This window comes from Stenotrophomonas sp. Steno-Z10-HUANG (assembly GCF_056393075.1).
Genome location: NZ_JBWJPA010000011.1, coordinates 109,624 through 135,303 on the forward strand (window position 1 = coordinate 109,624; position 25,680 = coordinate 135,303).

28 protein-coding genes, 1 pseudogene and 1 riboswitch are annotated in these 25,680 nt (G+C 68.5%); of the genes and pseudogenes, 21 read left to right on the forward strand and 8 right to left on the reverse strand.

All coding sequences use genetic code 11. From position 1 onward, the window contains the following. Positions 1-11: 11 nt before the first annotated feature. Genes minD through AC06E6_RS14345 form a run of 3 tightly spaced genes read left to right on the forward strand, consistent with a single transcriptional unit; the run spans position 12 to position 1,613 of the window. Positions 12-821 (forward strand): septum site-determining protein MinD, encoded by an 810-nt coding sequence (minD, locus tag AC06E6_RS14335; RefSeq protein WP_161613462.1) that lies wholly within the window; start codon positions 12-14, stop codon positions 819-821. A 2-nt stretch (positions 822-823) separates the two neighbouring features. Then, on the forward strand, positions 824-1,081 hold the full coding sequence (gene minE, locus AC06E6_RS14340) for a cell division topological specificity factor MinE (protein WP_104939267.1): 258 nt from the start codon (positions 824-826) through the stop codon (positions 1,079-1,081). Positions 1,082-1,127: 46 nt separating this feature from the next. Further along, the gene (locus tag AC06E6_RS14345; RefSeq protein ID WP_312346118.1) at positions 1,128-1,613 is read left to right on the forward strand and encodes a hypothetical protein; all 486 of its coding nucleotides are present in this window, start codon (positions 1,128-1,130) and stop codon (positions 1,611-1,613) included. A gap of 73 nt (positions 1,614-1,686) precedes the next feature. On the opposite strand, the gene AC06E6_RS14350 is transcribed toward AC06E6_RS14345, so the two are convergent. Both AC06E6_RS14350 and AC06E6_RS14355 read right to left on the reverse strand, forming a co-directional pair. Then, positions 1,687-2,964, reverse strand: coding sequence for a sensor histidine kinase (locus AC06E6_RS14350; protein WP_313247814.1), 1,278 nt, complete (start codon positions 2,962-2,964; stop codon positions 1,687-1,689). Then, positions 2,961-3,677: a response regulator transcription factor gene (locus AC06E6_RS14355; RefSeq protein ID WP_161613465.1), complete on the reverse strand. Its 717-nt coding sequence runs from the start codon at positions 3,675-3,677 to the stop codon at positions 2,961-2,963. The genes AC06E6_RS14350 and AC06E6_RS14355 overlap by 4 nt, the downstream gene beginning before the upstream one ends. A 199-nt stretch (positions 3,678-3,876) precedes the next feature. On the opposite strand from AC06E6_RS14355, the gene AC06E6_RS14360 reads away from it, so the two are divergent. The 6 genes from AC06E6_RS14360 (at position 3,877) to AC06E6_RS14385 (ending at position 11,176) form a co-directional block, all read left to right on the forward strand. Next, positions 3,877-5,592 (forward strand): ArnT family glycosyltransferase, encoded by a 1,716-nt coding sequence (locus tag AC06E6_RS14360; RefSeq protein ID WP_478061785.1) that lies wholly within the window; start codon positions 3,877-3,879, stop codon positions 5,590-5,592. A gap of 78 nt (positions 5,593-5,670) precedes the next feature. Further along, positions 5,671-6,459 (forward strand): phosphatase PAP2 family protein, encoded by a 789-nt coding sequence (locus AC06E6_RS14365; protein ID WP_478061808.1) that lies wholly within the window; start codon positions 5,671-5,673, stop codon positions 6,457-6,459. Continuing rightward, entirely contained in the window at positions 6,456-8,111 is a 1,656-nt protein-coding gene (locus AC06E6_RS14370) for a phosphoethanolamine transferase (RefSeq protein WP_478061787.1), read from the forward strand. The genes AC06E6_RS14365 and AC06E6_RS14370 overlap by 4 nt, the downstream gene beginning before the upstream one ends. Before the next feature lie 49 nt (positions 8,112-8,160). Beyond that, a complete protein-coding gene (locus AC06E6_RS14375) occupies positions 8,161-8,595 on the forward strand; it encodes an EamA family transporter (protein ID WP_478061789.1) in 435 nt (144 codons plus the stop codon). 67 nt (positions 8,596-8,662) lie between these two features. Then, complete coding sequence (locus AC06E6_RS14380) at positions 8,663-10,660, forward strand: M2 family metallopeptidase (RefSeq protein ID WP_478061790.1); 1,998 nt, start codon at positions 8,663-8,665, stop codon at positions 10,658-10,660. A gap of 108 nt (positions 10,661-10,768) precedes the next feature. Next, positions 10,769-11,176: a hypothetical protein gene (locus AC06E6_RS14385; RefSeq protein ID WP_478061791.1), complete on the forward strand. Its 408-nt coding sequence runs from the start codon at positions 10,769-10,771 to the stop codon at positions 11,174-11,176. Positions 11,177-11,304: 128 nt separating this feature from the next. Here the strand turns inward: AC06E6_RS14385 and AC06E6_RS14390 are convergent. Next, positions 11,305-11,559, reverse strand: a pseudogene (locus AC06E6_RS14390) (transposase); the annotation flags it as partial. 389 nt (positions 11,560-11,948) lie between these two features. Here AC06E6_RS14390 and AC06E6_RS14395 point away from each other — a divergent pair. The 5 genes from AC06E6_RS14395 (at position 11,949) to AC06E6_RS14415 (ending at position 14,345) form a co-directional block, all read left to right on the forward strand. Beyond that, on the forward strand, positions 11,949-12,350 hold the full coding sequence (locus AC06E6_RS14395; RefSeq protein WP_478061793.1) for a putative quinol monooxygenase: 402 nt from the start codon (positions 11,949-11,951) through the stop codon (positions 12,348-12,350). 192 nt (positions 12,351-12,542) lie between these two features. Further along, a complete protein-coding gene (locus AC06E6_RS14400; RefSeq protein ID WP_161613470.1) occupies positions 12,543-13,100 on the forward strand; it encodes a dihydrofolate reductase family protein in 558 nt (185 codons plus the stop codon). Positions 13,101-13,184: 84 nt separating this feature from the next. Further along, a complete protein-coding gene (locus AC06E6_RS14405) occupies positions 13,185-13,484 on the forward strand; it encodes a hypothetical protein (RefSeq protein ID WP_104939274.1) in 300 nt (99 codons plus the stop codon). A gap of 30 nt (positions 13,485-13,514) precedes the next feature. Then, positions 13,515-13,850 (forward strand): hypothetical protein, encoded by a 336-nt coding sequence (locus AC06E6_RS14410; RefSeq protein WP_478061795.1) that lies wholly within the window; start codon positions 13,515-13,517, stop codon positions 13,848-13,850. Between the two features lie 132 nt (positions 13,851-13,982). Then, positions 13,983-14,345, forward strand: coding sequence for a GFA family protein (locus AC06E6_RS14415; protein ID WP_313231551.1), 363 nt, complete (start codon positions 13,983-13,985; stop codon positions 14,343-14,345). 85 nt (positions 14,346-14,430) lie between these two features. On the opposite strand, the gene AC06E6_RS14420 is transcribed toward AC06E6_RS14415, so the two are convergent. Both AC06E6_RS14420 and AC06E6_RS14425 read right to left on the reverse strand, forming a co-directional pair. After that, positions 14,431-14,847 carry a hypothetical protein gene (locus tag AC06E6_RS14420; protein ID WP_478061797.1) on the reverse strand — a complete coding sequence of 139 codons (417 nt, stop codon included), beginning with the start codon at positions 14,845-14,847 and terminating at the stop codon, positions 14,431-14,433. 80 nt (positions 14,848-14,927) lie between these two features. Then, on the reverse strand, positions 14,928-16,151 hold the full coding sequence (locus tag AC06E6_RS14425; RefSeq protein ID WP_478061799.1) for a multidrug effflux MFS transporter: 1,224 nt from the start codon (positions 16,149-16,151) through the stop codon (positions 14,928-14,930). Between the two features lie 280 nt (positions 16,152-16,431). Further along, positions 16,432-16,540, forward strand: a riboswitch (glycine riboswitch). Between the two features lie 104 nt (positions 16,541-16,644). Between AC06E6_RS14425 and gcvP the strand changes: the two genes are divergently transcribed. The 3 genes from gcvP to AC06E6_RS14440 all read left to right on the forward strand — a co-directional run bounded on the left by gcvP (position 16,645) and on the right by AC06E6_RS14440 (position 20,363). Next, entirely contained in the window at positions 16,645-19,530 is a 2,886-nt protein-coding gene (gene gcvP / locus AC06E6_RS14430; RefSeq protein WP_240212129.1) for an aminomethyl-transferring glycine dehydrogenase, read from the forward strand. A 175-nt stretch (positions 19,531-19,705) separates the two neighbouring features. Next, positions 19,706-19,927, forward strand: coding sequence for an AbrB/MazE/SpoVT family DNA-binding domain-containing protein (locus AC06E6_RS14435; protein ID WP_104939279.1), 222 nt, complete (start codon positions 19,706-19,708; stop codon positions 19,925-19,927). Positions 19,928-19,934: 7 nt separating this feature from the next. Next, on the forward strand, positions 19,935-20,363 hold the full coding sequence (locus tag AC06E6_RS14440) for a type II toxin-antitoxin system death-on-curing family toxin (RefSeq protein ID WP_478061800.1): 429 nt from the start codon (positions 19,935-19,937) through the stop codon (positions 20,361-20,363). Between the two features lie 155 nt (positions 20,364-20,518). Here AC06E6_RS14440 and AC06E6_RS14445 read toward each other — a convergent pair whose 3' ends face one another. Beyond that, complete coding sequence (locus AC06E6_RS14445) at positions 20,519-21,244, reverse strand: AraC family transcriptional regulator (RefSeq protein ID WP_104939281.1); 726 nt, start codon at positions 21,242-21,244, stop codon at positions 20,519-20,521. A gap of 158 nt (positions 21,245-21,402) precedes the next feature. Between AC06E6_RS14445 and AC06E6_RS14450 the strand changes: the two genes are divergently transcribed. Then, positions 21,403-21,591 (forward strand): hypothetical protein, encoded by a 189-nt coding sequence (locus AC06E6_RS14450; protein WP_104939282.1) that lies wholly within the window; start codon positions 21,403-21,405, stop codon positions 21,589-21,591. Positions 21,592-21,680: 89 nt separating this feature from the next. Here the strand turns inward: AC06E6_RS14450 and AC06E6_RS14455 are convergent, their stop codons facing one another. After that, entirely contained in the window at positions 21,681-22,478 is a 798-nt protein-coding gene (locus AC06E6_RS14455) for a hypothetical protein (protein WP_240212131.1), read from the reverse strand. Here AC06E6_RS14455 and AC06E6_RS14460 point away from each other — a divergent pair. Next, the gene (locus AC06E6_RS14460) at positions 22,477-22,677 is read left to right on the forward strand and encodes a DUF6616 family protein (protein ID WP_240212132.1); all 201 of its coding nucleotides are present in this window, start codon (positions 22,477-22,479) and stop codon (positions 22,675-22,677) included. The two genes, AC06E6_RS14455 and AC06E6_RS14460, sit on opposite strands and share 2 nt — an antisense overlap. 51 nt (positions 22,678-22,728) lie before the next feature. Here the strand turns inward: AC06E6_RS14460 and AC06E6_RS14465 are convergent, their stop codons facing one another. After that, a complete protein-coding gene (locus AC06E6_RS14465) occupies positions 22,729-23,355 on the reverse strand; it encodes an XAC0095 family protein (protein ID WP_478061802.1) in 627 nt (208 codons plus the stop codon). A gap of 307 nt (positions 23,356-23,662) precedes the next feature. On the opposite strand from AC06E6_RS14465, the gene AC06E6_RS14470 reads away from it, so the two are divergent. Together AC06E6_RS14470 and AC06E6_RS14475 are read left to right on the forward strand one after the other, a co-directional pair. Continuing rightward, positions 23,663-24,046 carry a nucleotide pyrophosphohydrolase gene (locus AC06E6_RS14470; RefSeq protein ID WP_478061804.1) on the forward strand — a complete coding sequence of 128 codons (384 nt, stop codon included), beginning with the start codon at positions 23,663-23,665 and terminating at the stop codon, positions 24,044-24,046. Beyond that, on the forward strand, positions 24,043-25,680 hold a 1,638-nt coding region (locus AC06E6_RS14475; protein ID WP_478061805.1), incomplete at its 3' end, for a DNA/RNA helicase domain-containing protein. The genes AC06E6_RS14470 and AC06E6_RS14475, both read left to right, overlap by 4 nt.

The window sequence follows — 25,680 nt, forward strand, 5'->3', positions numbered from 1 at the left end:
GGAGAAATCCTTTGGCTGAAATCATCGTAGTCACCTCCGGCAAGGGCGGCGTCGGCAAGACCACCTCCAGCGCCAGCATCGCGTGCGGCCTGGCCCGGCGCGGCAAGAAGGTCGCCGTCATCGACTTCGACGTCGGCCTGCGCAACCTGGACCTGATCATGGGCTGCGAACGCCGGGTGGTGTACGACTTCGTCAACGTCGTCCACGGCGAGGCCACGCTGAAGCAGGCCCTGATCAAGGACAAGCGTTTCGACAACCTGTACGTGCTGGCCGCCTCGCAGACCCGCGACAAGGACGCGCTGAACAAGGAAGGCGTGGAGAAGGTGCTCAAGGACCTGGCCGCCGACGGCTTCGACTTCATCATCTGCGATTCGCCGGCCGGCATCGAGAAGGGCGCGTTCCTGGCGATGTACTTCGCCGACCGCGCCGTGGTCGTGGTCAACCCGGAAGTGTCCTCGGTGCGCGACTCGGACCGCATCATCGGCCTGCTCGACTCCAAGACCGCCAACGCCGAGGCCGGCAAGAGCGTGCCCGCCTTCCTGCTGCTGACCCGCTACAGCCCGGCGCGCGTGGAAAGCGGCGAGATGCTCAGCATCGGCGACGTGGAGGAAGTGCTGGGGCTCAAGGCGATCGGCGTGATCCCCGAGTCCGGCGACGTGCTCAACGCCTCCAACAAGGGCGAGCCGGTGATCCTGGACACCGAATCCATGGCCGGCCAGGCCTATGAGGACGCGGTGGGCCGCATCCTGGGCGAGGAGCGCCCGATGCGCTTCATTTCGGTGGAGAAGAAGGGCTTCTTCAGCAAGCTGTTCGGAGGGTGACGATGGGACTGTTCGACATCTTCAAGGCGAAGAAGAGCACGGCCGAAACCGCCAAGAACCGCCTGCAGATCATCATCGCGCAGGAGCGCAGCACCCGCGGCGGCCCGGACTACCTGCCGCTGCTGCAGCGCGAGCTGCTGGAAGTGATCAAGAAGTACGTCAACATCGACGCCGACGCGGTCAAGGTGGACCTGGTCAAGGACGGCGAGCACGACGTGCTCGACATTTCCGTGGCCCTGCCCGAAGGCCCGCAGGGCTGATGCCGCGAGCCGGGACCGGGCGACGGTCCCGGCCCCGCCTGTGACGATGTCGACTCCGCCGGCCAACGCAGCCGCCGCCATCCTGTGCGTGGGCGATATCGCCTGGGACGCCGCGGCCACCCTACTCGCGCGCCACGGCCTGCGCCTGAACCGGGTCGAGGACGGCGCGAAGATCCCCGGCAGCTACTGGGGCGAACCCGAAGCCGGGATCATCGCCAGCGACGTCTACGTGCGCGCCGACACCCCGGTGCACTCGATGCTGCACGAAGCCTGCCACCTGATCGTGCTGCCACCGGAGCGGCGCGCGCTGGTGCATACCGACGCCACCGATTCGGTGCCCGAGGAAGACGCCACCTGCTACCTGCAGATCGTGCTCGCCGGGCAGCTGCCCGGGGTCGGCAGCGCGCGGCTGATGGCCGACATGGACGCCTGGGGCTATACCTACCGCCTGGGCTCCACCCGTGCCTGGTTCGAGCACGATGCCGACGACGCCCGGCAATGGCTGCTCGAACGCGGCCTGCTGCCGGCCTGAGGCGGCCGCCCCGGGCCTGCGGCGAAAACACACCCGCGGCGCACGCGTGCCGTCGCTCCCGCGCGACACCCGGCTACGGCCGCGACGCGCCCATGTCCAGGATGACCCGGGTACCGCGTTCGCGGCCCGAGTGGATGTCCAGTTTCCAGCCCAGGTGCTCGCACAGGCGGCCGATCAGGTCCAGGCCGATGCCGGTGCGCATGTTGCGTTCGCCGCGCGCGGTCTTGGCGTAGGCCGCGGCCACTTCCTCCGGGCTCATGCCGTGGCCCGGGTCGTCGATGGTCACCACCGCATGCGGCGTCAGCCACAGGCGGATCACACCGCGGTCGCTGTTCTCCAGCGCGTTGCGCAGCAGGTTGCCGACCGCCGCCTGCACCACGCCCACCGGCGCGACGATCGTGCACGGCGCGGCCTGCATCACTTCGACCGACAGCTCCTTGCCGCTGGCCAGGTAGGCATGGTCGGCCACGATCTCCGGCAACAGCTGCTCCAGCGCCAGCGGCTCGCTCAGCGCCGCCAGCCGCGCCGGGTCGCGCGCGAGCAGCAGCATCAGCTGGATCAGCTGCTCCATGCTCGACGCGGTGCTGCGCACCCGCTGCAGCTGCTGCTGCGCACGCGGCGGCAGCCCGGGCTGCTCCAGCGCCAGTTCGGCGGCGCCGGTGATCACCGCGATCGGCGTGCGCAGTTCGTGGCTGGCGGTACTGATGAAGGCGCGTTCGCGTTCGACGAAGCGCTCGTTGCGCTCCAGGTAATCGTTCACCGAATCGGCGATCACCTCCATTTCGCTGCTGCCGCGGGCAGCGACCTGCACGCGCTGGCCACTACGCTCGGGCTGCAGCGCGGCGATATCGGCGGCCAGCCCGGCCAGCGGGCGCACCAGGCGGTTCATGCCGACCCACGCCATCAACAGGGTGACGACCACCATGGCGATCCCGGCCAGCACCGCCCAGCGGGTGATGAAGTGTTCCAGTTCGGCGAAATCGGTGATGTCCAGTACCAGCATCGTGCGCCCGAAGTCGCTGGTCTGGCGCACCATCACCGCGCTGCGGTGGCCTTCCAGCCGGACCCCGTCGTGCAGCCCCGGCGCCAGGTGCGCCAGCACGTCGGGAATGCCGTGGGCATCATGCTCGCTGAAGAAGTGCAGGGTGTCCGAATCCTGCCAGCGGTAATCCGGGTCGGTACGCTTGCTCGCGATCACGCTGTCCAGTTCGGAGTTGAGCAGCGCCCGCCACACCGAGTGCTCGGCGCGCTCGTGCACGTAGTTGGCGGCGCTGAACACCACCAGGGTCAGCAGCGCCAGATAGCTGGCCAGCCAGACCAGCAGCTTGCGCCGCAGCGTCCGCCGCTTCATCGCCCGTCGCCTGCCGCCGGGTCCGCGATGGCCGGTGCGTCCGGCGCGCACAGCCGGTAGCCCACGCGCGGCAGGGTATGCAGCAGCTTCTCGGCGAACGGCCCGTCGACGCTGCGCCGCAGTTCGTAGATGTGCGAGCGGAGCATGTCGCCGTCGGGCGGCTCCTCGCCCCACAGCGCGTACTCCAGCTGGTCGCGCGGCACCGCCGCCGGGCTGGCCCGCATCAGTACTTCCAGCAGCTTGCGGCAGGCCGGGTACAGGTGCAGCGGGCGGCCGCCGCGCTGCACCTCCAGGGTGGCCAGGTCCAGGCGCAGGTCATGCACCTCCAGCACCTTGCGCGGGTTGCGGCCGCGCGTGCGCGCCAGCACCGCGTCCAGCCGCACCTCCAGTTCCGGCAGGGCAAAGGGCTTGGTCAGGTAGTCGTCGGCGCCGGCGCGGAAACCGGCGATCTTGTCCGGCAGCTCGTCACGCGCGGTGAGCATGATCACCGGCACCTCGGAGCGGTGTTCCTCGCGCAGCCGCCGCAGCACTTCCGGCCCTTCCATGCGCGGCAGCATCCAGTCCAGCAGGATCGCGTCATAGGCATGGGTGGCGGCCAGGTGCAGCCCGGTCACGCCATCGGGGGCGACATCGAGCACATGCCCGCGTGCCTCGAAATAGTCGAAAAGATTGGCGATCAGGTTGCGATTGTCTTCGATGACCAGCAGCCGCATGTGCAGAACCCTTGGAATGGCGCCTCGCCGGCGGACGCGCGCCGGCGCCATCGGCGGCGGCGGACGGACCGGCGGTACCCGGCCATCGTAGCCCCAGCACTGGTCGGAGCGACGTCGAAACAGGTCACAATGCGCGCTACGACGCGCTTCCCACGCCGGCGGCGCGATCCTTCCCGTCCACTCCCAAGACGAGCCCAGCGTGCGCCCGACCCGCCTTCGATCCCCCGCCTCGTGGTACCTGTTGCTGGCGCTGGTGGTGGCCAGCCTGCTGGCCGGACTCGGCATGCGCGAGCCCTCCCCGCCCGACGAGCCGCGGTTCGTGCTGGCCGCGCGGCAGATGGTGGAGACCGGACAATGGCTGCTGCCGCACCGCGGCAGCGAGCTGTATGCCGAAAAGCCGCCGACCTTCATGTGGATCCAGGCCGCCACCTACAAAGTGCTGGGCCACTGGAACATCGCCTTCCTGCTGCCGTCGCTGCTGGCCGCGCTGCTGACCCTGTGGCTCACCTGGGACCTGTCGCGGCGGCTGTGGAACCGGCGCGTGGCGCGCTACGCGGTGCTGGCGCTGTTCGTGTGCATCCAGTTCGGGCTCATGGCCAAGCGCGCGCAGATCGACATGGTGCTGGTGGGCATGACCACGCTGTCGCTGTGGGCGCTGCTGCGGCACACGTTGCTCGGGCCCGACTGGAAGCTGCTGGCACTGGGCGCCTTCGCTGCCGGCGTAGGCACGGTGACCAAGGGCGTGGGCTTCCTGCCGCTGCTGGCGCTGCTGCCCTGGGCCGCCTGGCGCTGGCGCCACCCCGACGCGCCCGGCGCCGGGCGCGGCTGGGGCTGGTGGCTGCTGCTGCCGCTGTTCATTGCCGGTACCGGGGTGTGGCTGGCGCCGCTGGGCATTGCCCTGCTGAATAACCCCGACCCCGGCCTGCAGTCCTACGCCCACGAACTGCTGTTCAAGCAGACCGGCACCCGCTACGCCAACGCCTGGCACCACCACCAGCCGGCCTGGTACTACCTGCAGGTGATCGCCACGCTGTGGCTGCCGGGCAGCCTGCTGCTGCCGTGGCTGGTGCCGGCCTGGTGGCGGCGGCTGCGCCGCGCCGATCCGCGCTACATCGTACTGCTCGGCTGGGCACTGCTGGTGCTGCTGTTCTTCAGCGCCAGCCCCGGCAAGCGCGAGGTCTACATCCTGCCGATGCTGCCGGCGCTGGCGGTGGCGGCCGCGCCGCTGCTGGCCGGCCTGCTGCGCCGTAGCGGCGTGCGCTGGGCGCTGCTGCTGTACGTGACGCTGCTGGCGGTGGCGATGCTGGCGGTCGGCTACGACGCACTGCAGCACGCCGATGGCTGGGCGCAGCGCAGCGCGGCCAAACGCGCGATCGACCCGGCGGTGGTCCCACGGGTCGGCGCCTGGCTGCTGGGCTTCGGCATTGCCGCGCTGGTGCTGGTGGCGGCGCTGCGCCTGCGCCGCGCCGGGCTGGCCGCGGTGCTGGCCACGGTGCTGCTGTGGACGATGTACGGACTGGGGCTGATGCCGGCCCTGGACCCCTACAGCTCGGCCTCGGCGGTGATGGACAAGGTGCGCCAGCGCATCGGCGACGGCGAACTGGGCATGGTCGCCTGGCGTGAGCAGAACCTGCTGCAGACCCACCCGCAGGCGATGGACTTCGGCTTCAAGCGGCCGTGGCCCGAGCAGTGGGAGATGGCCGGGCAATGGGTGGCCGCCGCCCCGGAACGGCGCTGGCTGTTCGTCCTCAAGCAGGCCATGACCCCCTGCGCCGACCCGGCCGCGGTGATCGACATCGGCAGCGCCAACCGCAACCAGTGGCAGCTGCTGCCGGGCACCGCGCTGGATACCGCCTGCGTGGCCGCCACCCACGGCCAGGTCGCGGGAACGGCCGGCGAGACCGACGAGGACTGAACGCGGGGCGGGGTTAACGCCGCGGCAACGGGCCTCCGACCACTCTCCGACATGGCCGCCACCACCATGCGGCCATTCATCGTCGAAGGCTCCGCATCCGTGCCTGCCATCCCGTCCTCGCCGCCCCCGTATGTGCTGCCCGCGCCCGGCCTTGCCGCCACCCGGCGCGGCTTCCTGGCCCGCCACCTGCTGCTCCCGCTGCTGCTGGCCGTGGCCGCCAGCCTGGTGTTGATGGCCGGCAACGGCGACCAGTGGCTGGCCGACCAGCTCTACCGCTGGGAAGGCGGCCGCTGGGCGTTCCGCGATGCCTGGTGGACCACCCACGTCATCCACCGCGGCGGCAAGAACCTGAGCACCCTGGCCGCGGTGCTGGTGATGCTGGCGCTGCTGCGCGCCTGCCTGGACGCCCGCTGGAAGCCCCTGCGCCGGCCGCTGCTGTACCTGCTGCTGGCGGTGGGCCTGTCCACCGGCGTGGTCGCCCTGCTCAAATCCATGACCCAGATGGATTGCCCCTGGGACCTGGAGCGCTACGGCGGCCTGCGCCCGTTCATCGGCCTGTTCGAGCCGCGCCCGGTGGTGCTCGGCCACGCCGCCTGCTTCCCGGCCGGCCATGCCAGCGCCGGTTACGGCTGGGTGGCGCTGTACTTCTTCGCCCTGCAGGTACGCCCGCGCTGGCGCTGGGCCGCACTCGCCGTGGCGGTGGCCACCGGGCTGCTGTTCGGCTTTTCCCAGCAGCTGCGCGGCGCGCACTTTTTCTCGCATGATGTTTGGTCGCTGGCGGTCAGCTGGACCGTGGCGGTACTGCTTTACCTGCTGATGTTCCCCCCGGCCAAGGCCACCCCGTTCAAGGAAGAAACCCACGCATGAGTACGGCTTCACCGCATCTGCCGGCATCGACCAGCGCATTCGCACGGCTGCGCCGCTGGCGCCCGGAAATCTCCACCGAAACGCTGATCCTGCTGTCGAGCGCGTTCTTCGCCCTGGCCTGCAACGGCCTGTTCTGGCGCGACGCCCTGGCCACCAACCCCGGCAGCGTACTGTTCGCGGTGTCGCTGTTCGCCCTGCTGATGGGCGTGCACGCGCTGCTGCTGGGCCTGCTGGTGTGGCGCTGGAACGCCAAGGTGCTGCTGACGATCCTGTTCGTCACCACCGCCTTCGCCACGCATTACATGAACAGCTTCAACGTCTATCTGGACGCGGACATGCTGCGCAACGTGCTGGCCACCGACCACAAGGAATCGCGCGAGCTGATGACCCCGGCGCTGCTCCTGCCGCTGCTGGTGTATGCGCTGGTGCCCTGCGTGCTGCTGTGGCGGTTGCGCCTGCGCCGCCGCAGCTGGAGCCGCGCCCTGCTGTGGCGGCTGCTGTTCCTGGTGGGCGTGGTGGTGGTGTCCGGTGCCGGCACGCTGGCCTCGTTCCAGAACGTATCGGCGCTGATGCGCAACCACCGCGAGGTCCGATACCTGGCCACGCCGGCGAATTACCTGATCGCACTGAAGCAGAACCTGATCAGCTCCAACCCGATCAAGAACCAGCCCAAGCTGCCGCTCGGTACCGATGCCAAGGCCACGCCGCGCGCGGCCGACAGCAAGCCGCGCCTGCTGGTGCTGGTGGTCGGCGAGACCGTGCGCGCGCAGAACTGGGGCCTCAACGGCTACGCCCGCCAGACCACGCCGGAGCTGGCCAAGGCCGGGGTGATCAACTTCCCGGACATGCATGCCTGCGGCACCAGCACCGAGGTATCGCTGCCGTGCATGTTCTCGCCGTTCGGCCGCCACGACTACGACGCCAAGAAGATCCGCGCGCACCAGTCGCTGCTGCACGTGCTCCAGCATGCCGGCATCGCCACGCTGTGGCGCGACAACCAGTCCGGCTGCAAGGGCGTGTGCGAAGGGCTTGAGACCCAGCGGCTGGACGACGCCACCAAGCCCGGACTGTGCGCCGATGGCCGCTGCATGGACGAGATCCTGCTCGACGACCTGGCCGCGCAGGTGCGTGCCCGGCCGGGCGACCGCGTGGTCGTCCTGCACCAGCTGGGCAACCACGGCCCCAGCTACTTCCAGCGTTACCCGGCGGCGTTCCGCCAGTTCGTGCCGACCTGCGACACCCCGGACCTGGGCAAGTGCAGCCGCGGCCAGATCGTCAACAGCTACGACAACGCCATCCGCTACACCGACCATTTCCTGGCCCGCACCATCGCCACCCTGCGCGACATGCAGGACTACGACACGGCGATGATCTACCTCTCCGACCACGGCGAATCGCTGGGCGAGAAGGGGCTGTACCTGCATGGCGTGCCGTACGCCATCGCACCGGACGAACAGACCCGGGTGCCGATGGTGATGTGGTTCTCCCCGCAGTTCGCCGCCAGCCGCGGACTGGACCTGCAGTGCCTGCGCGAGCGCGCGCGCCAGCGCAGCGACCACGACAACCTGTTCCCCTCGGTACTGGGGCTGATGCAGGTCACCACCTCGGTGTACGAGCGCGAGCGCGACCTGTTCGCCGGGTGCGCCGGCTAGCAACCGGTCCCGCCGCGGGATCATCCAACCGGCATTGCGAGAACCCACCATGGCCACCCTTCCGCAATGGCTGCCCTGGGCGGTGCTGTCGGCGGCCTTCGCCGCGCTGACCGCGATCTTCGCCAAGCTCGGCCTGCAGCAGGTCGATGCCGACCTGGCGATGCTGCTGCGTACCATCGCCATCGTCGCCGTGCTGGGCCTGTTCGTGGCTGCCACCGGCAAGTGGAGCAACCCGCTGGCGCTGCCCGGCAGGACCCTGCTGTGGCTGCTGCTCTCGGCGCTGGCCACCGGCGCCTCGTGGCTGTGCTACTTCCGCGCCCTGCAACGCGGTCCCGCCTCGCAGGTGGCGCCCGTGGACAAGCTCAGCGTGGTGCTGGTGGCGGTGTTCGCCTTCGCCTTCCTGCACGAGCGCCTGGCATGGCGCGAATGGCTGGGCGTGGCGATGATCGGCGGCGGCGTGCTGCTGATGGCACTCAAGCGCTGACCCACCCCCTTGCCGCGGCCGCCGCGGCCCTCTAGCCTTCGCCGATCCAATACCACCGGGGAATCGCGTGAAACAACGTCACCTGCTGTTGGCCCTTGCCGTGAGCGCCGGCGTGCTGTCGCTGGCCGCCTGCAAGAAGGAAGCCGCCACCGACACCGCTGCACCGACGGCACAGGCCGCGCCGGCCGAAAGCGCCGACCAGTTCGTCGCCCGGATCAATGCCGAGTTCAAGGCGATGTACCCGGAAATGACCTCGGCGCAGTGGCTGTCGTCCACCTACATCAACGACGATTCCGCGCGCGTGGCGGCCAAGGCCAACGAGCGCTGGCTGACCACGCTCAACGGCTGGATCGAGCAGGCCGGCAAGTACGAAGGCCAGCCAATGAGCGAGGACACCCGGCGTGCCCTGCACCTGCTCAAGCTGATGACCGCCATGCCCGCCCCGCGCGACCCGGCCAAGCTGGCCGAGCTGGCCGCCATCGCCACCAAGCTGGAGGGCGACTACGGCGCCGGCACCTACTGCACCGGCGAAGGCGACCAGCAGAACTGCCGCCAGCTCGGCGAGCTGGAGCAGGTACTGGCGCGCTCGCACGACTACGACAAGCAGCTCGACGCCTGGCAGGGCTGGCACTCCACCGCCGTGGCCTCGCGCAAGCCGTACCAGCGCTTCGTCGAACTGGTCAATGAAGGCGCGCGCGAACTGGGCTATGCCGATGCCGGGCAGATGTGGCGCAGCGGCTACGACATGCCGGCCGAACAGGTTGGCCCGGAAACCGACCGCCTGTGGGAGCAGGTCAAGCCGCTGTACGAACAGCTGCACTGCTACACCCGCGCCAAGCTGGACAAGGAATACGGCAAGGACAAGGCCGAAGTCGGCGGCGGCCTGATCGCCGCGCACCTGACCGGCAACATGTGGCAGCAGGACTGGAGCAACCTGTGGGACCAGCTGCAGCCCTACCCCGGCGCCGGCAGCCTGGACATCACCGCCGCGCTCGAGAAGCAGCACCAGGGCAACCTGAGCGCGGCGCTGGCCAAGGCCGGCGCCAACGCCGACGTCGCCGCCCGCTTCAAGGCCCAGCGCGAGGCCGAGCTGGCCACCGCGCGGCAGATGACCGAGCGCGCGCAGGACTTCTACGTCTCCCTGGGCATGCCCAAGCTGCCGCCGAGCTACTGGCAGAACACCCAGTTCATCAAGCCGCTGGACCGCAACGTGGTCTGCCACGCCAGCGCCTGGGACATGAACATGGGCGGCGATGGCAAGGACGTGGGCCCGGATGTGCGCACCAAGATGTGCATCACCCCCACCGAAGAGAACTTCACCACCATCTACCACGAGCTGGGCCACATCTATTACGACCTGGCCTACAACCCGCTGCCGCCGCTGTTCCAGGGCGGTGCCAACGATGGCTTCCACGAAGCCATCGGCGACACCATCGTGCTGGCGATGACCCCGCAGTACCTGAACTCCATTGGCCTGGTCGACAAGCCGCAGGAAAGCCGCGAGGCCACCATCAACGCGCAGATGCGCATGGCCCTGAGCGGCGTGTCGTTCCTACCGTTCGGGCTGATGATCGATCGCTGGCGCTGGGGCGTGTTTGACGGCTCGATCAAGCCCGAGCAGTACAACCAGAAATGGTGGGAACTGAAGGCCCAGTACCAGGGCGTGGCCCCGGCCAGCGCACGCGGCGAGGAATTCTTCGACGCCGGCGCCAAGTACCACGTGCCGGGCAACACCCCGTACCTGCGCTACTTCCTGGCGCGCATCCTGCAGTACCAGTTCTACAAGGGCCTGTGCGACGCCGCCGGTTACACCGGCCCGCTCAACCAGTGCACCTTCTACGGCAACAAGGAAGCCGGGCAGAAGTACTGGGCCATGCTCAGCAAGGGCGCCAGCCAGCCGTGGCAGGCCACGCTCAAGGAACTGACCGGCACCGACAAGCTCGACGCCGCGCCCATGCTGGAGTACTTCGCCCCGCTGCAGGAATGGCTCAAGCAGCAGAACGAAGGGCAGATGTGCGGGTGGCAGGCCGGTCCCGCGCAGCCGGTGAAGCCGGCCGCGCCATGACCCTGGCATCGGTCCAGGCATGAAGACGAAGGGCGCCGGCAAGGCGCCCTTCGTTCACCTCCTTCCGCGCATGCAGCGCATGCCAACGCGACGCCCCGTAGACGCCCCATGACCGACTTCCCCGCAAGCGGACCACCCGAACTGCCCCGCGCCCAGGCTGCGCCCGGACTGTCCAGGGACACCGTGTGGCTGCTCACCGGCCTGATCGCCAGCGTGCTGGCCGCCGTGGCCATCAGCGTGATCGGCATGGTGGTCTACCCGCAGTTCGCCGACACCTTCACCGCGTTCACCCTGCGCGGCACCGACCTGCCACTGCCGACCCGGCTGGCCACGCGCTTCTACCCCGCCATCTGGCTCGCCCCGGCGCTGGTGCTACTGATCCGGCTGTGCTGGCCGGGCAAGGCCAGTCGCGCGATCGCCGCGGGGGTATCCGGACTGCTGATCCTGATCGTGGGCGTGCCGCTGGCGCTCGTTTCGGCCTACCTGCCGATGATCCAGCTGATGCCGGTGTTATAGGCGCGCCCAGGGGCCAGCTCGCGCCGCCTGGGGCGGGTGCCAGGCGCAGGGCAAAAGCCGGCAGCCCGATGGCGTGGCAACGAAAGGCCAGTGCGCTGCAACGAAGGGAGCCGATGCGGCCATCCCTTTCTTCGCAGGGCGTCCTTGAGGACGCCGTTCTCGAACAACTGTTCGGCCAGCAGCTTCCTCAACCGCCTGTTCTCGGCCTCCAGCCCCTTGAGCCGCTTGACCACCGGCACGCTCATGCCGCCGAACCTGCTGCGCCGCAGGTAGCAGGAGGCCTCGCTGAATCCATACCGCCGGCACAGGTCCTTCACCGCTATGCCCGCTTCAGCCTCACGCAGGAAGCCTATGACCTGCTCTTCGGCAAACCATCTCTTCACATCCAATCTTCACCTCATTGGAAATTGGACTCCAGATCGTCGTGCTACCCAAAGAGGGGGAAGTCGCGGCCACAGACTGGTCTCCACCGGGCGCAGGGTATTGCCGTTGATGCGGGCCCCATGCGGACACAAGCGCACGCCAGGGCGAGGGATCGACATACAGGTGTGTCCGCACTCTTCGTACTCGTGGCTTTTCATCGCTCGCGACTCATCGCGACATTTGCGGCGCCGGGTATTACGGGCTTGCGGTCAACGGGTGGCAGTACAATGGCTGCGTGCACCCTTGACGCATTGTCTGCCTCACTGGTGACCAATGGGCAGAGGCCCAACAATCCGCCGCCCCGAACCCGCTTCGCAGCTCTGCCTTACCCAGACATCAGGCGCACCCCATGAAAGATGTCAGCCGCCGCGAATTCCTGCTTGCCAGTGCCATGGGCGTTGCCTCATCGGCACTACCATCAATCGCCACCAGCGCGGAGAAAGCACCAATGTACGGTCTCATTGGAAAGATCGACGTCGTACCGGGCCAGCGCCCTGCGGTCGTTGCCGCACTACTTGAAGGCGTGAACGCCATGCCCGGTTGCCTGAGCTATGTCGTAGCCGAAGACCCGGCAGATGCCAATGCGATCTGGGTGACTGAGGTCTGGGACAGCAAGGAGCATCACGCGAATTCGCTGACGCTCCCCGCCGTGCAGGACGCCATCAGGCGAGCCAGGCCATTTATCACCGGCTTCAGCGAGCATGTTGAAACCAATCCAGTCGGCGGTCGTGGTCTCGTAGCCGCAACGTGAGCCGCGCGGCCGTTCGCCCAGGCCGACGCTCCGCAGCACCAGGTATGAAGTAGGGTTGAAGTTCGCCAGGTACTTGTATCCAGCGCTACCAGAGGCCGGATCTGCAACCCGGCGAGTTCGCCTTTGTCATGCAACCGCAACAGCAACGCGTCGGCGGAACAAGGCCTGCACGCACCGCGCACGGAGAGCACCATGGGACTTCTGATCTTCAGCATGAACCTCACCCTGGACGGCTGCATCGACCACCGCGAGGGCATAGTCGACGACGAGACGCATGCCTTCTTCACCCGGCTGATGGACGAGAGCGGCGCCATGCTGTGGGGGCGTGTCACCTACGAGATGATGGAAAGCCACTGGCCGGCAGTGGCCCGCGGCGAGGTGGAGGCGCCCGCATCGATGCGCGAGTGGGCGGTCAAACTGCAGGCCAAACCGAAGTACGTGGTATCGGCGAAGCGAACGGATTTCTCCTGGGCGAACAGCCACCGCATCGCCGGCGATCTGCGCACGGGCGTGCAGCAACTGAAGGACGCCACGCCGGGCGGAGTGCTCCTGGGCAGTGGCATGTTGGCGAACGCGCTGGACCGGCTGGACCTGATCGATGAGTACCGGTTCCTCGTCCACCCCAGGATCGCCGGCCATGGCCCGACCCTGTACGCGGGTGGGCTGCCCGCCTCGCGACGACTCGAACGGGTGTCGGCGCAGCCACTGCGCTGCGGCGCGGTCGCCCTGCACTACCGTCGCGCATGCTGAGCCGGGACCTTACCGTGGCGGCTCGACGCCCATTGCCATCGCGCCCCCTTCGCGGCCCGGCCCGGTGCTGACGGCAGGCATCCCATGCGCAAGGCACAGTTCGCCGCCGTTTTCTCCCTCGCATTCTTCGCGCTTGCAGGCGGGTGCCTGATTCTTGCGGGGCACGGATTCACCACGTCGAGCAAGCGCGGCCATTGGTCGGTCTTCGTACCCGCCCCGCAGGCCTATGTGATGGCGGCCATCATGTTCGTGCTGTCATTGCTGGGTGTGGTCTGGCTGCTGCAGCAGGCACGCGCCCCGCACCGGGTGTGGCTGATGGCCGCGGCGGGGTATGCCGGCACTGCCTTCCTGCTGACCAGGGCATGGGCGCACTGGCTTCACTGATTGTCGTCCGCGCGTGCGCCCTTTGCCTGGATGACGAACGCGATCATCGCCGTGGATGTCCGCCAACGGACGGCGCTTTCCGTGCAGGCGCCGGCCTCAGGGCGTGCGGGTTGGCGGCCGCCCGAAACACGTCCAGCCATGGGCCATCGCCCATGCCTGGGCAACGCCGTGCCGGTGTTTCCCAGCCCGCTGGGTTGGTCAACGCTGATACCCGCGACAGCCACGCCTCAGTCGTTCGGCACCTATGCCAACGCCGACAGCTTCCGCAGCGCAACGTGGCGCGCGGGTATCCGGCGGCTCCTGGAGAAGGAACGGGTTACGCGTCGTGGCGATCCCCATGCCGCGGTCGCGGGCTTTGCCGTGTGACGCAACAGGGGGCCGGCGCTGGCGCGCAATGCCCGGGCATCTGCTGCCGGGCTCCCGTGTGCGCCGGCCCGCGCGACCAACCGGCCCGGTTGGCGTTAGTCTGCCCCGACCACTCGCCCTTCACCTGCCCTCATGTCCGCCCGTCCCCGCACCCCCTGCGCCGGCAGCTGCCACTGCGGCGCCGTCCGCTTCGAGATCACCAGTGACTTTGCCGAGCTGACGACCTGCGACTGCTCCATCTGCCGCCGCAAGAACGCGTTGATGGTGAAGGTGCACGAAAGCGACTTCCGCCTGCTCGCGGGCCAGGAGCAGCTGTCGGCGTATCAATTCCACACCTTCACCGCCACGCACTACTTCTGCCGGACCTGTGGCATCTACCCGTTCCATCGCAAGCGCGTCACCCCGGACCACTACGGCATCAACGTGTTCTGCCTGGAGGATTTCGACCCGGCCGGCATCCCGGTGCGGGCCACGGTGGGCGCCGGCATGGCATAGCGGGGCCAGCCCACCGCCGCGCGCTGCCGGTGGAAACAACAAGGGCGCCACCCGGCGCCCTTGTCCGTTCACCCGCATCAACAACTCAATGCGTGGCCACGGCGTCCTTCGCGCCGAGACCTAGCTCCGTGGCCAGGTTGCGCTTCCAGGTGTCGAAGTCGATGCCCTGCTCCGCCGCCTCGGCATGCGCGGCGTCCTTCAGCGCATCGGAGTACATCAGCCGCACCGGGGTGCCGCTGCGTTCGTGCAGCTCGGCGGCCTGCATGATCAGCGCCAGCACGCGGGCGGCGCTGGGGGTTTCGCCGGCGATCCTGCCGTCCATGCCCAGCACCCACTCGCCGTCGCGGCGGACGATGCCGGCCAGCAGGGTGCGCTGCTGGTCGCGCAGTTCGGCGTGCGGTTCCACCGCGGGCTTCGGCGCCGGGTTGGCCGCGGCCTGGTTGCGCTCGCGCTCGGCCAGCTTCTTCTTCGCCTCGCGGCGGCCCTTGGAATGGATGGACATGGTGGCAGCTTCCGGTGGCGGCCATGCTGGCCGGTAGGGGGAGAATGACGCAGTCGGGGTGAGGCGGGAATGGAGGCCGTCTAGACGTGCATGTGCGGGCCGGCCAGGTGGCGCTCGCGGCGGTGTTCCCAGTACCAGAACGCGAAGCCCAGCAGCATGAAGCCGGCCATGCCCAGTGCCAGGTGCAGCGGCCTGCCGCTGAGCAGCGGCGACACCACGCCGGCCACCAGGGTGCTGATCATCAGCTGCACGAAGGCCTGCAGCGACGAGGCCAGGCCGCGCTGCTGCGGGTACATGTCCAGCACCGCCAGCGCCAGCACCGGGAAGATCAGCGCCATGCCCAGCCCGCCCAGGAAGATGGGCAGCACCGCCCACGGCAGCTGCAGCTGCACCACCGAGGCGGCGTAGGCAATGTTCAGCGCCGCCGACAGCGCACAGCAGGCGAAGCCGATGCTGATCTGCCGCACCGGCACGGTACGCCCGGCCATGCGTCCGGACAGGAACGCGCCGGTGGTCATGCCGCCGATGGTGGGAATGAACAACCAGGCAAAGCCGCCCTCGCCCAGGCGCAGGTGCTGCATGACGAACACCGGCGCCGAGGAGATGTACAGGAAAATGCCGCCGAAGTTGACGCTGCCAGCCAGCGCCAGGCGCAGGAAGCGCGGGTTGAAGCCGATGCGCAGGTAGTCGCGCAGCAGGCCGCGCGGCGACAGCGGCGTGCGCGCCGCGGCCGGGTGCGTTTCCGGCAGCCAGCGCGCGGTAGCGGCGCCCAGCAGCAGCGAAAACACCACTAGGAACCAGAAGATCAGCGGCCAATCGCCGCCGCCGAGCAGGATCCAGCCGCCGATGATGGGGGCGATGGCCGGTGCGATGCCGAAGATCATCGACACCTGGCTCATCAGCCGCTGCGCGTCCGGGCCGTGGTACAGGTCGCGGATCACCGCGCGGCCGACGATCATGCCGACGCCGGCGCAAACGCCCTGCAGCGCGCGGAACACCAGCAGCGTGCCCAGGTGGGTGGACAGCGCGCAGCCGACCGAGGCGGCGGTGAACAGCACCAGCCCGCCCAGGATCACCCGTTTGCGCCCCCAGGCATCGGACAGCGGGCCGTGCGCCAGGCTCATCAGGCCGTAGAACAGCAGGTAGACGCTGATGGTCTGCTGCACCGCCACCTCGTCCACCGCCAGCTCCCGCGCCAGCAGCGGGAACGCCGGGAAGATGGTGTCGATGGAAAACGGGCCGAACATGGACAGCCCGGCGAGCAGCAGGGCCAGGCGGCGGGTGGACGGCGAAGCGGTGGTCATGGCGTATCCGGCGGGGCGTGCGCGGCGACGCACGACGGGCGCCGGCCCTGTGCGGGCGGCGCCTGGGAACAACGGGAAGCCGCACATGATAGGCCCGCCGCCGCCGCGACGCCACGCGCACCGGTGCCCGGCACGCGCCGGCGGCGTGGCCCGTTCAGCCTGGCGACCGCGCCGGCCGCCCGGGGCAACGGCTATAATCGGCGCGCTACACGGTGGGAGAAGCGGTTCATCGCTGCCGAAGGCGCAAACGCCCGCAATCGCTCAGGCCCGATACCACCTGCGTCAAAACTCTGGAGAGACCGGTTCAATCCGGCGCCGAAGGTGCACGAGGCGCGCGACCCGCAGGTCGCGCCTTCCAAACTCTCAGGCAAAAGGACAGAGGGGCACGAGGCGAGCCACCGGCTTGCCGGCCGTGGTGCCGCGTGCGCGGAACCGCTGCCGGAGGGCATGCGGCCGCCGCCCCAGCCCCGCACGCCACCTCCGGACGTCCGTCATGCACCAGAACACGCCTTCGCTGCGCGAACTCGAACACGCCTCCGCCTTCGTCGACCGCCATATCGGCCCCAACGATGCCGAAATCGCGCAGATGCTGCGCGTGGTCGGCCATGACTCGCTCGACGCGCTGACCGACGCCATCGTCCCCGGCGCGATCAAGTCGCCCGCCCCGCTGGCCCTGCCCGAGTCGCTGACCGAAGTGCAGGCGCTGGCCAGGATCCGCGCCATCGCCAGCAAGAACAAGGTGCTGCGCAGCTTCATCGGCCAGGGCTATTACGGCACCCATACGCCGAACGTGATCCTGCGCAACATCCTCGAGAACCCGGCCTGGTACACCGCCTACACCCCGTACCAGGCGGAAATCTCGCAGGGCCGCATGGAAGCGCTGATCAACTTCCAGCAGATGGTCGCCGACCTGACCGGCATGGAGATCGCCAACGCCTCGCTGCTGGACGAAGCCACTGCTGCGGCCGAAGCCATGACCCTGGCCAAGCGTTCGGCCAAGTCCAAGTCGGACGTGTTCTTCGTGCATGACGCGGTGCACCCGCAGACCCTGGAGCTGCTGCGCACCCGCGCCGAGCCGATGGGCATCACCCTGCGCGTGGGCACCCCGGCCGAAGCGCTGGACGCCGACTGCTTCGGCGTGCTGCTGCAGTACCCGGACACCTTCGGCCACATCGGCGACCACAAGGCGCTGGTCGAGGCCGTGCATGCCCGCCAGGGCCTGGTGGCGGTGGCCACCGACCTGCTGGCACTGACCCTGATCACCGCCCCCGGCGAATGGGGCGCGGACATCGTGGTCGGCAACAGCCAACGCTTCGGCGTGCCGTTCGGCTTCGGCGGCCCGCACGCCGCGTTCATGGCCTGCCGCGACGCCTACAAGCGCTCCATGCCGGGCCGCCTGATCGGCGTGTCGGTCGACGCCGAAGGCAAGCCGGCCTACCGCCTGACCCTGCAGACCCGCGAGCAGCACATCCGCCGCGAGAAGGCCACCTCCAACATCTGCACCGCGCAGGTGCTGCTGGCGGTGATGGCCTCGATGTACGCCGTCTACCACGGCCCGGAAGGCCTGACCCGCATCGCCCGCCGCACCCACCGCCTGGCCACCCTCCTGGCCGCGGCGCTGCGCGGCAACGGCGTGGACGTGGGCGAGCACTTCTTCGACACCCTGCACGTGCGCAACGTCGACGCCGCCGCGCTGCAGGCCAAGGCCGTGGCCGCCGGCTACAACCTGCGCGTGATCGACAGCGCGGCGGTGGGCATCAGCCTGGACGAAACCGCCACCCGCGATGACATCGTGGCGCTGGGCGCGCTGTTCGGCGCCCGCGTCGACGTGGACGCGCTGGACGCGGCCACCGCCGACGCGCTGCCGGCCGGCCTGGTGCGCCAGTCCGCGTTCCTGACCCACCCGGTGTTCAACACCCACCACAGCGAGCACGAACTGCTGCGCTACCTGCGTTCGCTGGCCGACAAGGACCTGGCGATGGACCGCACGATGATCCCGCTGGGCTCGTGCACCATGAAGCTCAACGCCACCGCCGAGATGATCCCGGTGACCTGGCCGGAGTTCGCCAACATCCACCCGCTGGCCCCGGCCGACCAGGCCCAGGGCTACAAGGAGCTGATCGACGGGCTGGAAGCGATGCTGGTGGAATGCACCGGCTACGACGCGGTGAGCCTGCAGCCGAACTCCGGCGCACAGGGCGAATACGCCGGCCTGCTGGCGATCCGCGCCTACCACGCCTCGCGCGGCGAGGGCCACCGCGACATCTGCCTGATCCCGGATTCGGCGCACGGCACCAACCCGGCCTCGGCGCAGATGTGCGGCATGAAGGTGGTGGTCACCAAGACCGACGCCAACGGCAACGTCGACGTCGAGGACATCCGCGCCAACGCCGAGAAGTACAGCGACCGCCTGGCCGCGATCATGATGACCTACCCGTCCACGCACGGCGTGTTCGAGGAAGAGGTGGTGGAGATCTGCCAGATCATCCACCAGCACGGCGGCCAGGTGTACACCGACGGCGCCAACATGAACGCGCTGGTCGGCGTGGCCAAGCCCGGCAAGTGGGGCTCGGACGTATCGCACCTGAACCTGCACAAGACGTTCTGCATCCCGCACGGCGGCGGCGGCCCGGGCGTGGGCCCGTGCGCGGTCAAGTCGCACCTGGCGCCGTTCCTGCCGGGCGCGCTGGTCGCCGACGGCCTGCGCACCCAGGGCGTGGGCAACGGCGCCATGGTCTCGGCCGCCACCTTCGGCAGCGCCTCGATCCTGCCGATCAGCTGGATGTACATCGCGATGATGGGCGCGGCCGGCCTGCGCAAGGCCACCCAGGTCGCGCTGCTCAACGCCAACTACATCGCCAAGCGCCTGGCCCCGCACTACAAGACCCTGTACACCGGCCGCAACGGGCTGGTGGCGCACGAGTGCATCCTCGACGTGCGGCCGCTGGAGAAGACCTCCGGCATCGGCGCCGAGGACGTGGCCAAGCGCCTGATCGACTTCGGCTTCCACGCCCCGACCCTGAGCTTCCCGGTGGCCGGCACGCTGATGGTCGAGCCGACCGAAAGCGAATCGCAGTACGAACTGGACCGCTTCATCGACGCGATGATCCAGATCCGCGAGGAAATCCGCGCGATCGAGGACGGCCGCCTGGACCGCGAGGACAACCCGCTCAAGCACGCCCCGCACACCGCCACCGCGGTGTCGGCCAGCCAGTGGACCCACGCCTACCCGCGCGAGCTGGCGGCGTTCCCGCTGCCGTCGCTGAAGCAGTCCAAGTACTGGCCGCCGGTGGCGCGCGTGGACAACGTCTACGGCGACAAGAACATCATGTGCGCCTGCATCCCGGTGGATGCCTACAAGGAAGACGTCGAGGCCTGACCGGGCCGCGACACAAGGTAAAGGCAACGGCCCGCGCAAGCGGGCCGTTTGCTTTGCGGCCGTACTTCTGACGGGCACATGCGGCGCGCACCTACGGCCGGCGCACCCGGTAGTCCGCTTGTCCACCCCGCCACCCAGTGATAACGTCCGTTATAACAAACGGCGGAGTCCCACCATGAAACTCAAGATCACCAGCATCGGCAACTCGTCCGGCATCATCCTGCCCAAGGAACTGCTTGCACGCCTGCGCCTGGAAAAAGGCGACGAGCTGCATGCGCTGGAAACGCCCGACGGCATCCGCCTGACCGTATTCGACCCGGAGCTTGCCGCGCAGATGGAGGTGGCCGAGGCGATCATGCGCGAAGACCGCCAGGTGCTGCACAAGCTGGCGCAGTGAGGCGGCCATGATCCGCTGGATCAGCAAGCCTCTGGCACTGGCCATCCACGACCGCCAGCTCGCCGAACATGGCGGCGGCAGCGGCGTGCGCGACGACGCCCTGCTCGACTCCGCGCTCGCGCGCGCGCCGCAGCTGCACGCCTATGGCGAGCCACCGCCGGACCTGGCCGATCTTGCCGCCAGCCTGGCCTACGGCCTGGCGCGCAACCATCCGTTCGTCGATGGCAACAAGCGCACCGCGCATGTCTGCTACCGCGTGTTCATCGCCCTCAACGACGGCCAGCTGACCGCGACCGATGAAGAGAAGTACATCGCCATGCTGGGCCTGGCCGAAGGCGCCACCAGCGAAGCCGAGTTCGCCGCCTGGCTGCGCCCGCGCATCCGCATCGACGCCGGCGGCCAGGTGCAGGAACCGCGCGCGGGCTACGCCGGCTGAAGCGCGGCACCGCCGCCGCGCACCGGCCCATCACCGGCCCCAGCAACCGCTCTTCTTCAACCCGGCATCGGCTTGTGGCGTGCGCCCACGCGCAGCCGCCTCTTTGCCTGCATAGCCGCAGGCTGGAACCCTGCGCCGCAGCGCACAGCCGGACGTCACTCCGGCGCGGCGGTTTCCTGCTGCCGCGCCGCGATCATCGCCCGGTACTGGCGCGGGGCCATGCCCACCTCGGCCTTGAACTTGCGGGTGAACGCGCTCTGGTCGGTAAAGCCGCAGGCCTGGCCGATGCTGGCCACGCTGTCCTGCCCGTGCAGCAGGTGCAGGGCGATCTGGATGCGCAGGCGCGTGAGCACCTGCTGCGGCGTCATCTGGAACACCTTGCGGAAACTGCGCTCCAGCTTGCTCAGCGAGAACCCGGTGATGTCCAGCAGGGTCTGCATGCGCACGTTTTCAGCGTAGTGCGTGTTGAGGTAATCCAGCGCCAGCCGCAGCGGCTCGTACTGCGATTCCAGCCCGCCGCGCTGGCCCAGGTCGCGCGAGATGCCAATCAGCCCCACCACCCTCCCGTTCTCCACGATGGGCCGCTTGCAGGTCAGGCACCAGCCCGGCTGGCGGTTGGCGAACAGCTGCAGCTCCATCACGTTCTCGATCACCTCGCCGCCCAGCACGCGCGCGTCCTGGGCCACGTAGGCCTCGCTCATGCCCGCCGGGTACAGCTCGTCGGCGCGCTTGCCGATGACCTCGCCGCGCGACTTCACCCCCAGCCGCTGCATCATCGTCTTGTTGACGTGCGTATAGCGGCCCTGCACGTCCTTGGCGAAGAACAGCACGCTGGGAATGGCGTCGAACAGGGCTTCGATCTCGGCGGGGTCGATACGCATCAAGCATGGGTCCGGCAGCGGAGCAGTCCCCGCATTCTAGCCAAGCCCCCCGCCAGCGCCGGGCACGGGCTGGCATAACACACCGGCAACGGCCGCTTCACCTTCTCCCCGCGCCGCCCGGCCTATACCTGCAGGCCCACACCCACGGGAGTACCGCCATGACCCAGGGCGACAAATCCAGCTACACCGACAAGCAGAAGCGCCAGGCCGCGCACATCGAAAAGAGCGAAAAAGCCCGCGGCGCCAGCACCCGAACCGCCGAGCGCATCGCCTGGGCCACGGTCAACAAGCACGATGGCGGTGGCAAGAAATCCGGCAGCGGGCGCAAGCACCACACCAGCCACTGAACGCGCCACTGCGGCGCCGGCCCTGTGCGGCCATGCGGCAGCGGGCACGTAGTGGCCCTGCCCCGCCGGCCGTGACCGGGCAGCCCGGCTCAGCGCGTCGCTGGCGTCGCCGCCGGTGCCGGTGCCGCTGACGGTGCCGCCACCGCGGCGTCGCGCGCTCCCCTGGGCGCGGCCTGCACCTGCCGCACCGAGGTAATGGGCACCGCTTCGGCGCGGCGCTGCGCCGGCCACCACAGATAGACAAAGGCGCTGCTGGTACCCAGCAACCGCGCCTGGCCCGGCCGCGGCGCGGCGTCGCCGATCATATGCACCTGTACCGGCGTGCCGCGGCCCTTCTCGCGCACCAGTTCGCCCTTGGTCTGCATGTACACCGCCGAGCCCATCAGCATGAACGACGCCACCACCAGGCTCACCCCGGTGATGGGGTGGATGCCAATGCCGTCCCAGGTCATGATCCGCGCCTGCGGAAACGCCATGCGCGCCCACCAGCGCCGCCGGCGCAGGTCGGCCACATAGTCCGGGTAACGGCGGCGCAGCGCCTCCGGCCAGCTCACCAATACCGCCAGCAGCACGCCGATGGCGAAGATCAGCACACTGCCCGGGTCGCGCAGGCCCGCCACCAGGTAATCGCTGGCTTGCAGGTAATCGGCAATGGTGATGCCGAAGCCGTGGTAGAACCACGCGCTCGACCACAGCCCCAGGAACCCCACCAGCACATACGCCGCTGAAAACATCAGCGCCGGCTCGCGGCACCCGCGCCGCCACAGGTTCAGCACCCACGATTCATCGCCCGTGCCCACATCGGGAATCGGCGACCAGTTCATCGGCGTGGCGGGCGGCGCGCCGCCCGGCGCCGCCTGTTTGTCGTCGTGCTCTGCGTGCGTCATGCGCTCCCCCTTGTGCTACGGCAGCATCGCCTATTTGCCCCGCCCGAGGGAAGCGACGCCGGTCCCCGACACGCAGGCGCGCGACGCCCTGCCCGCCGGCATCCACGCCAGCGGCGGGTACACCTACTTCGACCACATCAACGCCGCCAGCGACGAAAGCGGCTTCGCAACGCACCTGCAGCAACTGGCCGCGGCCTGAGCCCACGCCGGCGCAGGGCCGTTGGCCGTGCGCCCCGCGTGCTGCGCCCCCTCAGTGCAGGGAATCGCCGTATTCCAGCTCCGCCTCCACCCGCACCGGGTCCCGCGACACCCTTGCCGGCAACGCACGCGGCACCGCATACACCGCCCGCGCCTCCTCCACCCGCAGGCTCGCATCCGCGCCGGCTGCCAGCCGCTGCGTTTCCACCGCATCCAGCACACCACGCATGGCCGCCGCCGCATCGAACACCGCGCGGCCCATCGACGGCACTGTGCCGCCCGCCCACCCGGCGGCATCGCCGGTGGCCAGCACATCGCCCTGCGCGGCCAGCGTGCGCACCCAGCCATCCAGCGCATCCACCTGCGCCAGCGTGACGCCGAAGGCGTAGCCCTGCGCCTGATCCGCCGCATCGCGCGCGGGCGCGCCCGCCTGCGCCGTACGCTGCGCGGGCCACGACACCTCGTCCAGCACCAGGTCCACCTGGTCGCCCAGCAACTCCAGGCAGAACGCCACCTCGGCCAGGCGCACCTTGCGCGCCGGCTCGCCCGCCGCATCCGCCAGCGGCTGCATCAACCGCAGCAGGAACTTGATGTGGTCGCTCAGCCGCACCAGCCGCTGCTGGCTGTCTTCGGGCAGGTAGTAACCCGGCCGCTCATCGTCCAACGTGTGCTTCGCCATCGTTGCCGCCTCCTTCCATGAAGTGGCCGCCCGCCGCGGACGGCGGACGGGAAGTCGGGAGGCTAGAAACCGCACACAGACGGCGGGCTTATTCCCCTTGCGGGTGTTGTATTCGCCGCCCTCCCGACGCAGGCATCGCGTCGGCTGTTGTACCTGCGAGGCAGGCACAAAAAACCCACCGAATTTTCGGAGGTGGGTACCGCTGTGTGGGGAGTTTCTAGGCTCCGAGACCCAGCATGCAAGCAGGCCCCACCGGGGTCAATGGCGGATTACCATTATCAGGAATTTCCTACAGCAACTCGATGCCATGCCCGACGCACTCGATGAACTCCAGTCTGCCATGCGCCAGTTTGCGCAGGAACGCGACTGGGAACAGTTCCACAGCCCCAAGAACCTTGCCATGGCCCTGAGCATCGAAGCTGGCGAGCTGATGGAACACTTCCAGTGGCTCACCGAAACCCAGAGCCGGAACCTGAGCGACGAGCGCAAGGCCCAGGTCGGCACGGAAATCGCCGATGTCCTGCTTTACCTGCTGCGCCTGTGTGATGTATTGCAAATCGACCCGGCCGACGCCGCGCGCAACAAGCTCCTGATCAATGCCAGGAAATACCCGGTCGAACTTGCAAAAGGCCGCAGCGACAAGTACAGCCAACTCCAACAAAGCAGGACGGCGGGGGAAGACCCCGCGTGATCGTCTATCAGTCCACCCGGTCCAAGTTCCTCAAGGATGCGGAAGAGAGCGCCATTGAGGACATCGTCGCCGAGTCCTTCCAGAAGAAGGCCGGACGTAGCGCCCCCGCTGCGGAACTCCGGGCATGGCGCCATTCGCTGATGCAAATGGTGGACGTGCTAGCCGATGACGAGTTGCCCGATGACATGGGCGTGGGCATTGAGTTCGGCATTCCCTACAGCAACAAGCGCATCGATTTCATTCTGAGCGGCCACGCCGCCGACAGCGACCCGCGCGCGATCATCGTCGAACTCAAGCAGTGGTCCGAGTCCAGGGTTACCGACAAGGACGGCATCATCATCGCCCAGCGCGGCGGTCCTGCAGAAAGTGAAGGCATCCACCCCAGCTACCAGGCCTGGTCCTACGCCGCACTGCTGGAAGGCTTCAACGAGGCCGTGCATGAAGGCGGTATCCAGCTCAGACCCTGCGCTTACCTGCACAACCACGTCCACAATGGCGGCGTCATGGATCCACGCTATGCCGCCCATCTGGACAAGGCGCCCGTATTCCTGCGCGGGCCAGATGAAAGGCAGAAGCTGCGCAACTTCATCAAACAGCACGTCAAGCATGGCGACGGCGCCAAACTGCTGTACCGCATCGAAAACGGCCGCGTGCGCCCGTCCAAGATGCTGGCCGACAGCGTTGCCGGCATGCTCAAGGGCAACAAGGAATTCGTCCTGATCGACGACCAGAAACTGGTCTACGAAAACTGCCTCGCCCGCGCCGCACAGGCCAGCGACACCCGCAAGCAGGTCGTCATCGTCAAGGGCGGCCCAGGCACCGGAAAATCGGTGGTGGCCATCAACCTGCTGGTGGAACTGACCAAGCGCGGCCTGACCACTAAATACGTTTCCAAGAACGCCGCGCCGCGTGCCGTCTACGCGCAGAAGCTGGCCGGGCACCTCCGCAAGTACGAGATCGCCGGCCTGTTTTCCGGCTCCGGCGGCTTCCACACCACCGAACCCAACATCTTCGACGTACTGGTGGTGGACGAGGCCCACCGCCTCAATGAAAAGAGCGGCCTGTACGGCAATCTCGGCGACAACCAGGTCATGGAGCTGATCCGCAGCGCCCGTTGCACCGTGTTCTTCGTCGACGACGACCAGATAGTCACCCTGTCCGACATCGGCCATACAGAAGAACTGCGCCGCTGGGCCGCCTACTTCGACGCCGAGGTCAGCCTGCTTGAACTGTCGTCCCAGTTCCGCTGCGCCGGCTCGGACGGCTACATCGCATGGCTGGACAACCTGCTCGGCATCCGCCAAACCGCCAATACCGACTTCGACCGCGGCGCCTTCGAATTCGGCATCGTCGATTCCCCACGCGACCTGCACCAACTGATCCGCGACAAGAACCGCGACAACAACAAATCGCGCATGGTCGCCGGCTACTGCTGGGACTGGAAGAGCAAGAAAGACCCCAACGCCTGGGACATTGAAATCCCCGAACACGACTACCGCGCCCAGTGGAACCTGGGCAGTGACGGCAGCCTGTGGGCCATCGCCGACAACTCCGTCGAGCAGGTCGGCTGCATCCACACCAGCCAAGGCCTGGAGATGGACTACGTAGGCGTGATCATCGGCCCTGATCTGGCC

What these genes read in the sequence shown, in the direction of transcription:
- minE (WP_104939267.1), top strand. Translation starts at nt 824, where the DNA reads ATGGGACTGTTCGACATCTTCAAGGCGAAGAAGAGCACGGCCGAAACC.
- AC06E6_RS14345 (WP_312346118.1), top strand. Translation starts at nt 1,128, where the DNA reads ATGTCGACTCCGCCGGCCAACGCAGCCGCCGCCATCCTGTGCGTGGGC.
- AC06E6_RS14350 (WP_313247814.1), bottom strand. Translation starts at nt 2,964, where the DNA reads ATGAAGCGGCGGACGCTGCGGCGCAAGCTGCTGGTCTGGCTGGCCAGC.
- AC06E6_RS14355 (WP_161613465.1), bottom strand. Translation starts at nt 3,677, where the DNA reads ATGCGGCTGCTGGTCATCGAAGACAATCGCAACCTGATCGCCAATCTT.
- AC06E6_RS14370 (WP_478061787.1), top strand. Translation starts at nt 6,456, where the DNA reads ATGAGTACGGCTTCACCGCATCTGCCGGCATCGACCAGCGCATTCGCA.
- AC06E6_RS14375 (WP_478061789.1), top strand. Translation starts at nt 8,161, where the DNA reads ATGGCCACCCTTCCGCAATGGCTGCCCTGGGCGGTGCTGTCGGCGGCC.
- AC06E6_RS14385 (WP_478061791.1), top strand. Translation starts at nt 10,769, where the DNA reads ATGACCGACTTCCCCGCAAGCGGACCACCCGAACTGCCCCGCGCCCAG.
- AC06E6_RS14395 (WP_478061793.1), top strand. Translation starts at nt 11,949, where the DNA reads ATGAAAGATGTCAGCCGCCGCGAATTCCTGCTTGCCAGTGCCATGGGC.
- AC06E6_RS14400 (WP_161613470.1), top strand. Translation starts at nt 12,543, where the DNA reads ATGGGACTTCTGATCTTCAGCATGAACCTCACCCTGGACGGCTGCATC.
- AC06E6_RS14405 (WP_104939274.1), top strand. Translation starts at nt 13,185, where the DNA reads ATGCGCAAGGCACAGTTCGCCGCCGTTTTCTCCCTCGCATTCTTCGCG.
- AC06E6_RS14410 (WP_478061795.1), top strand. Translation starts at nt 13,515, where the DNA reads ATGACGAACGCGATCATCGCCGTGGATGTCCGCCAACGGACGGCGCTT.
- AC06E6_RS14415 (WP_313231551.1), top strand. Translation starts at nt 13,983, where the DNA reads ATGTCCGCCCGTCCCCGCACCCCCTGCGCCGGCAGCTGCCACTGCGGC.
- AC06E6_RS14420 (WP_478061797.1), bottom strand. Translation starts at nt 14,847, where the DNA reads ATGTCCATCCATTCCAAGGGCCGCCGCGAGGCGAAGAAGAAGCTGGCC.
- AC06E6_RS14425 (WP_478061799.1), bottom strand. Translation starts at nt 16,151, where the DNA reads ATGACCACCGCTTCGCCGTCCACCCGCCGCCTGGCCCTGCTGCTCGCC.
- gcvP (WP_240212129.1), top strand. Translation starts at nt 16,645, where the DNA reads ATGCACCAGAACACGCCTTCGCTGCGCGAACTCGAACACGCCTCCGCC.
- AC06E6_RS14435 (WP_104939279.1), top strand. Translation starts at nt 19,706, where the DNA reads ATGAAACTCAAGATCACCAGCATCGGCAACTCGTCCGGCATCATCCTG.
- AC06E6_RS14440 (WP_478061800.1), top strand. Translation starts at nt 19,935, where the DNA reads ATGATCCGCTGGATCAGCAAGCCTCTGGCACTGGCCATCCACGACCGC.
- AC06E6_RS14445 (WP_104939281.1), bottom strand. Translation starts at nt 21,244, where the DNA reads ATGCGTATCGACCCCGCCGAGATCGAAGCCCTGTTCGACGCCATTCCC.
- AC06E6_RS14450 (WP_104939282.1), top strand. Translation starts at nt 21,403, where the DNA reads ATGACCCAGGGCGACAAATCCAGCTACACCGACAAGCAGAAGCGCCAG.
- AC06E6_RS14460 (WP_240212132.1), top strand. Translation starts at nt 22,477, where the DNA reads ATGCGCTCCCCCTTGTGCTACGGCAGCATCGCCTATTTGCCCCGCCCG.
- AC06E6_RS14455 (WP_240212131.1), bottom strand. Translation starts at nt 22,478, where the DNA reads ATGACGCACGCAGAGCACGACGACAAACAGGCGGCGCCGGGCGGCGCG.
- AC06E6_RS14465 (WP_478061802.1), bottom strand. Translation starts at nt 23,355, where the DNA reads ATGGCGAAGCACACGTTGGACGATGAGCGGCCGGGTTACTACCTGCCC.
- AC06E6_RS14470 (WP_478061804.1), top strand. Translation starts at nt 23,663, where the DNA reads ATGCCCGACGCACTCGATGAACTCCAGTCTGCCATGCGCCAGTTTGCG.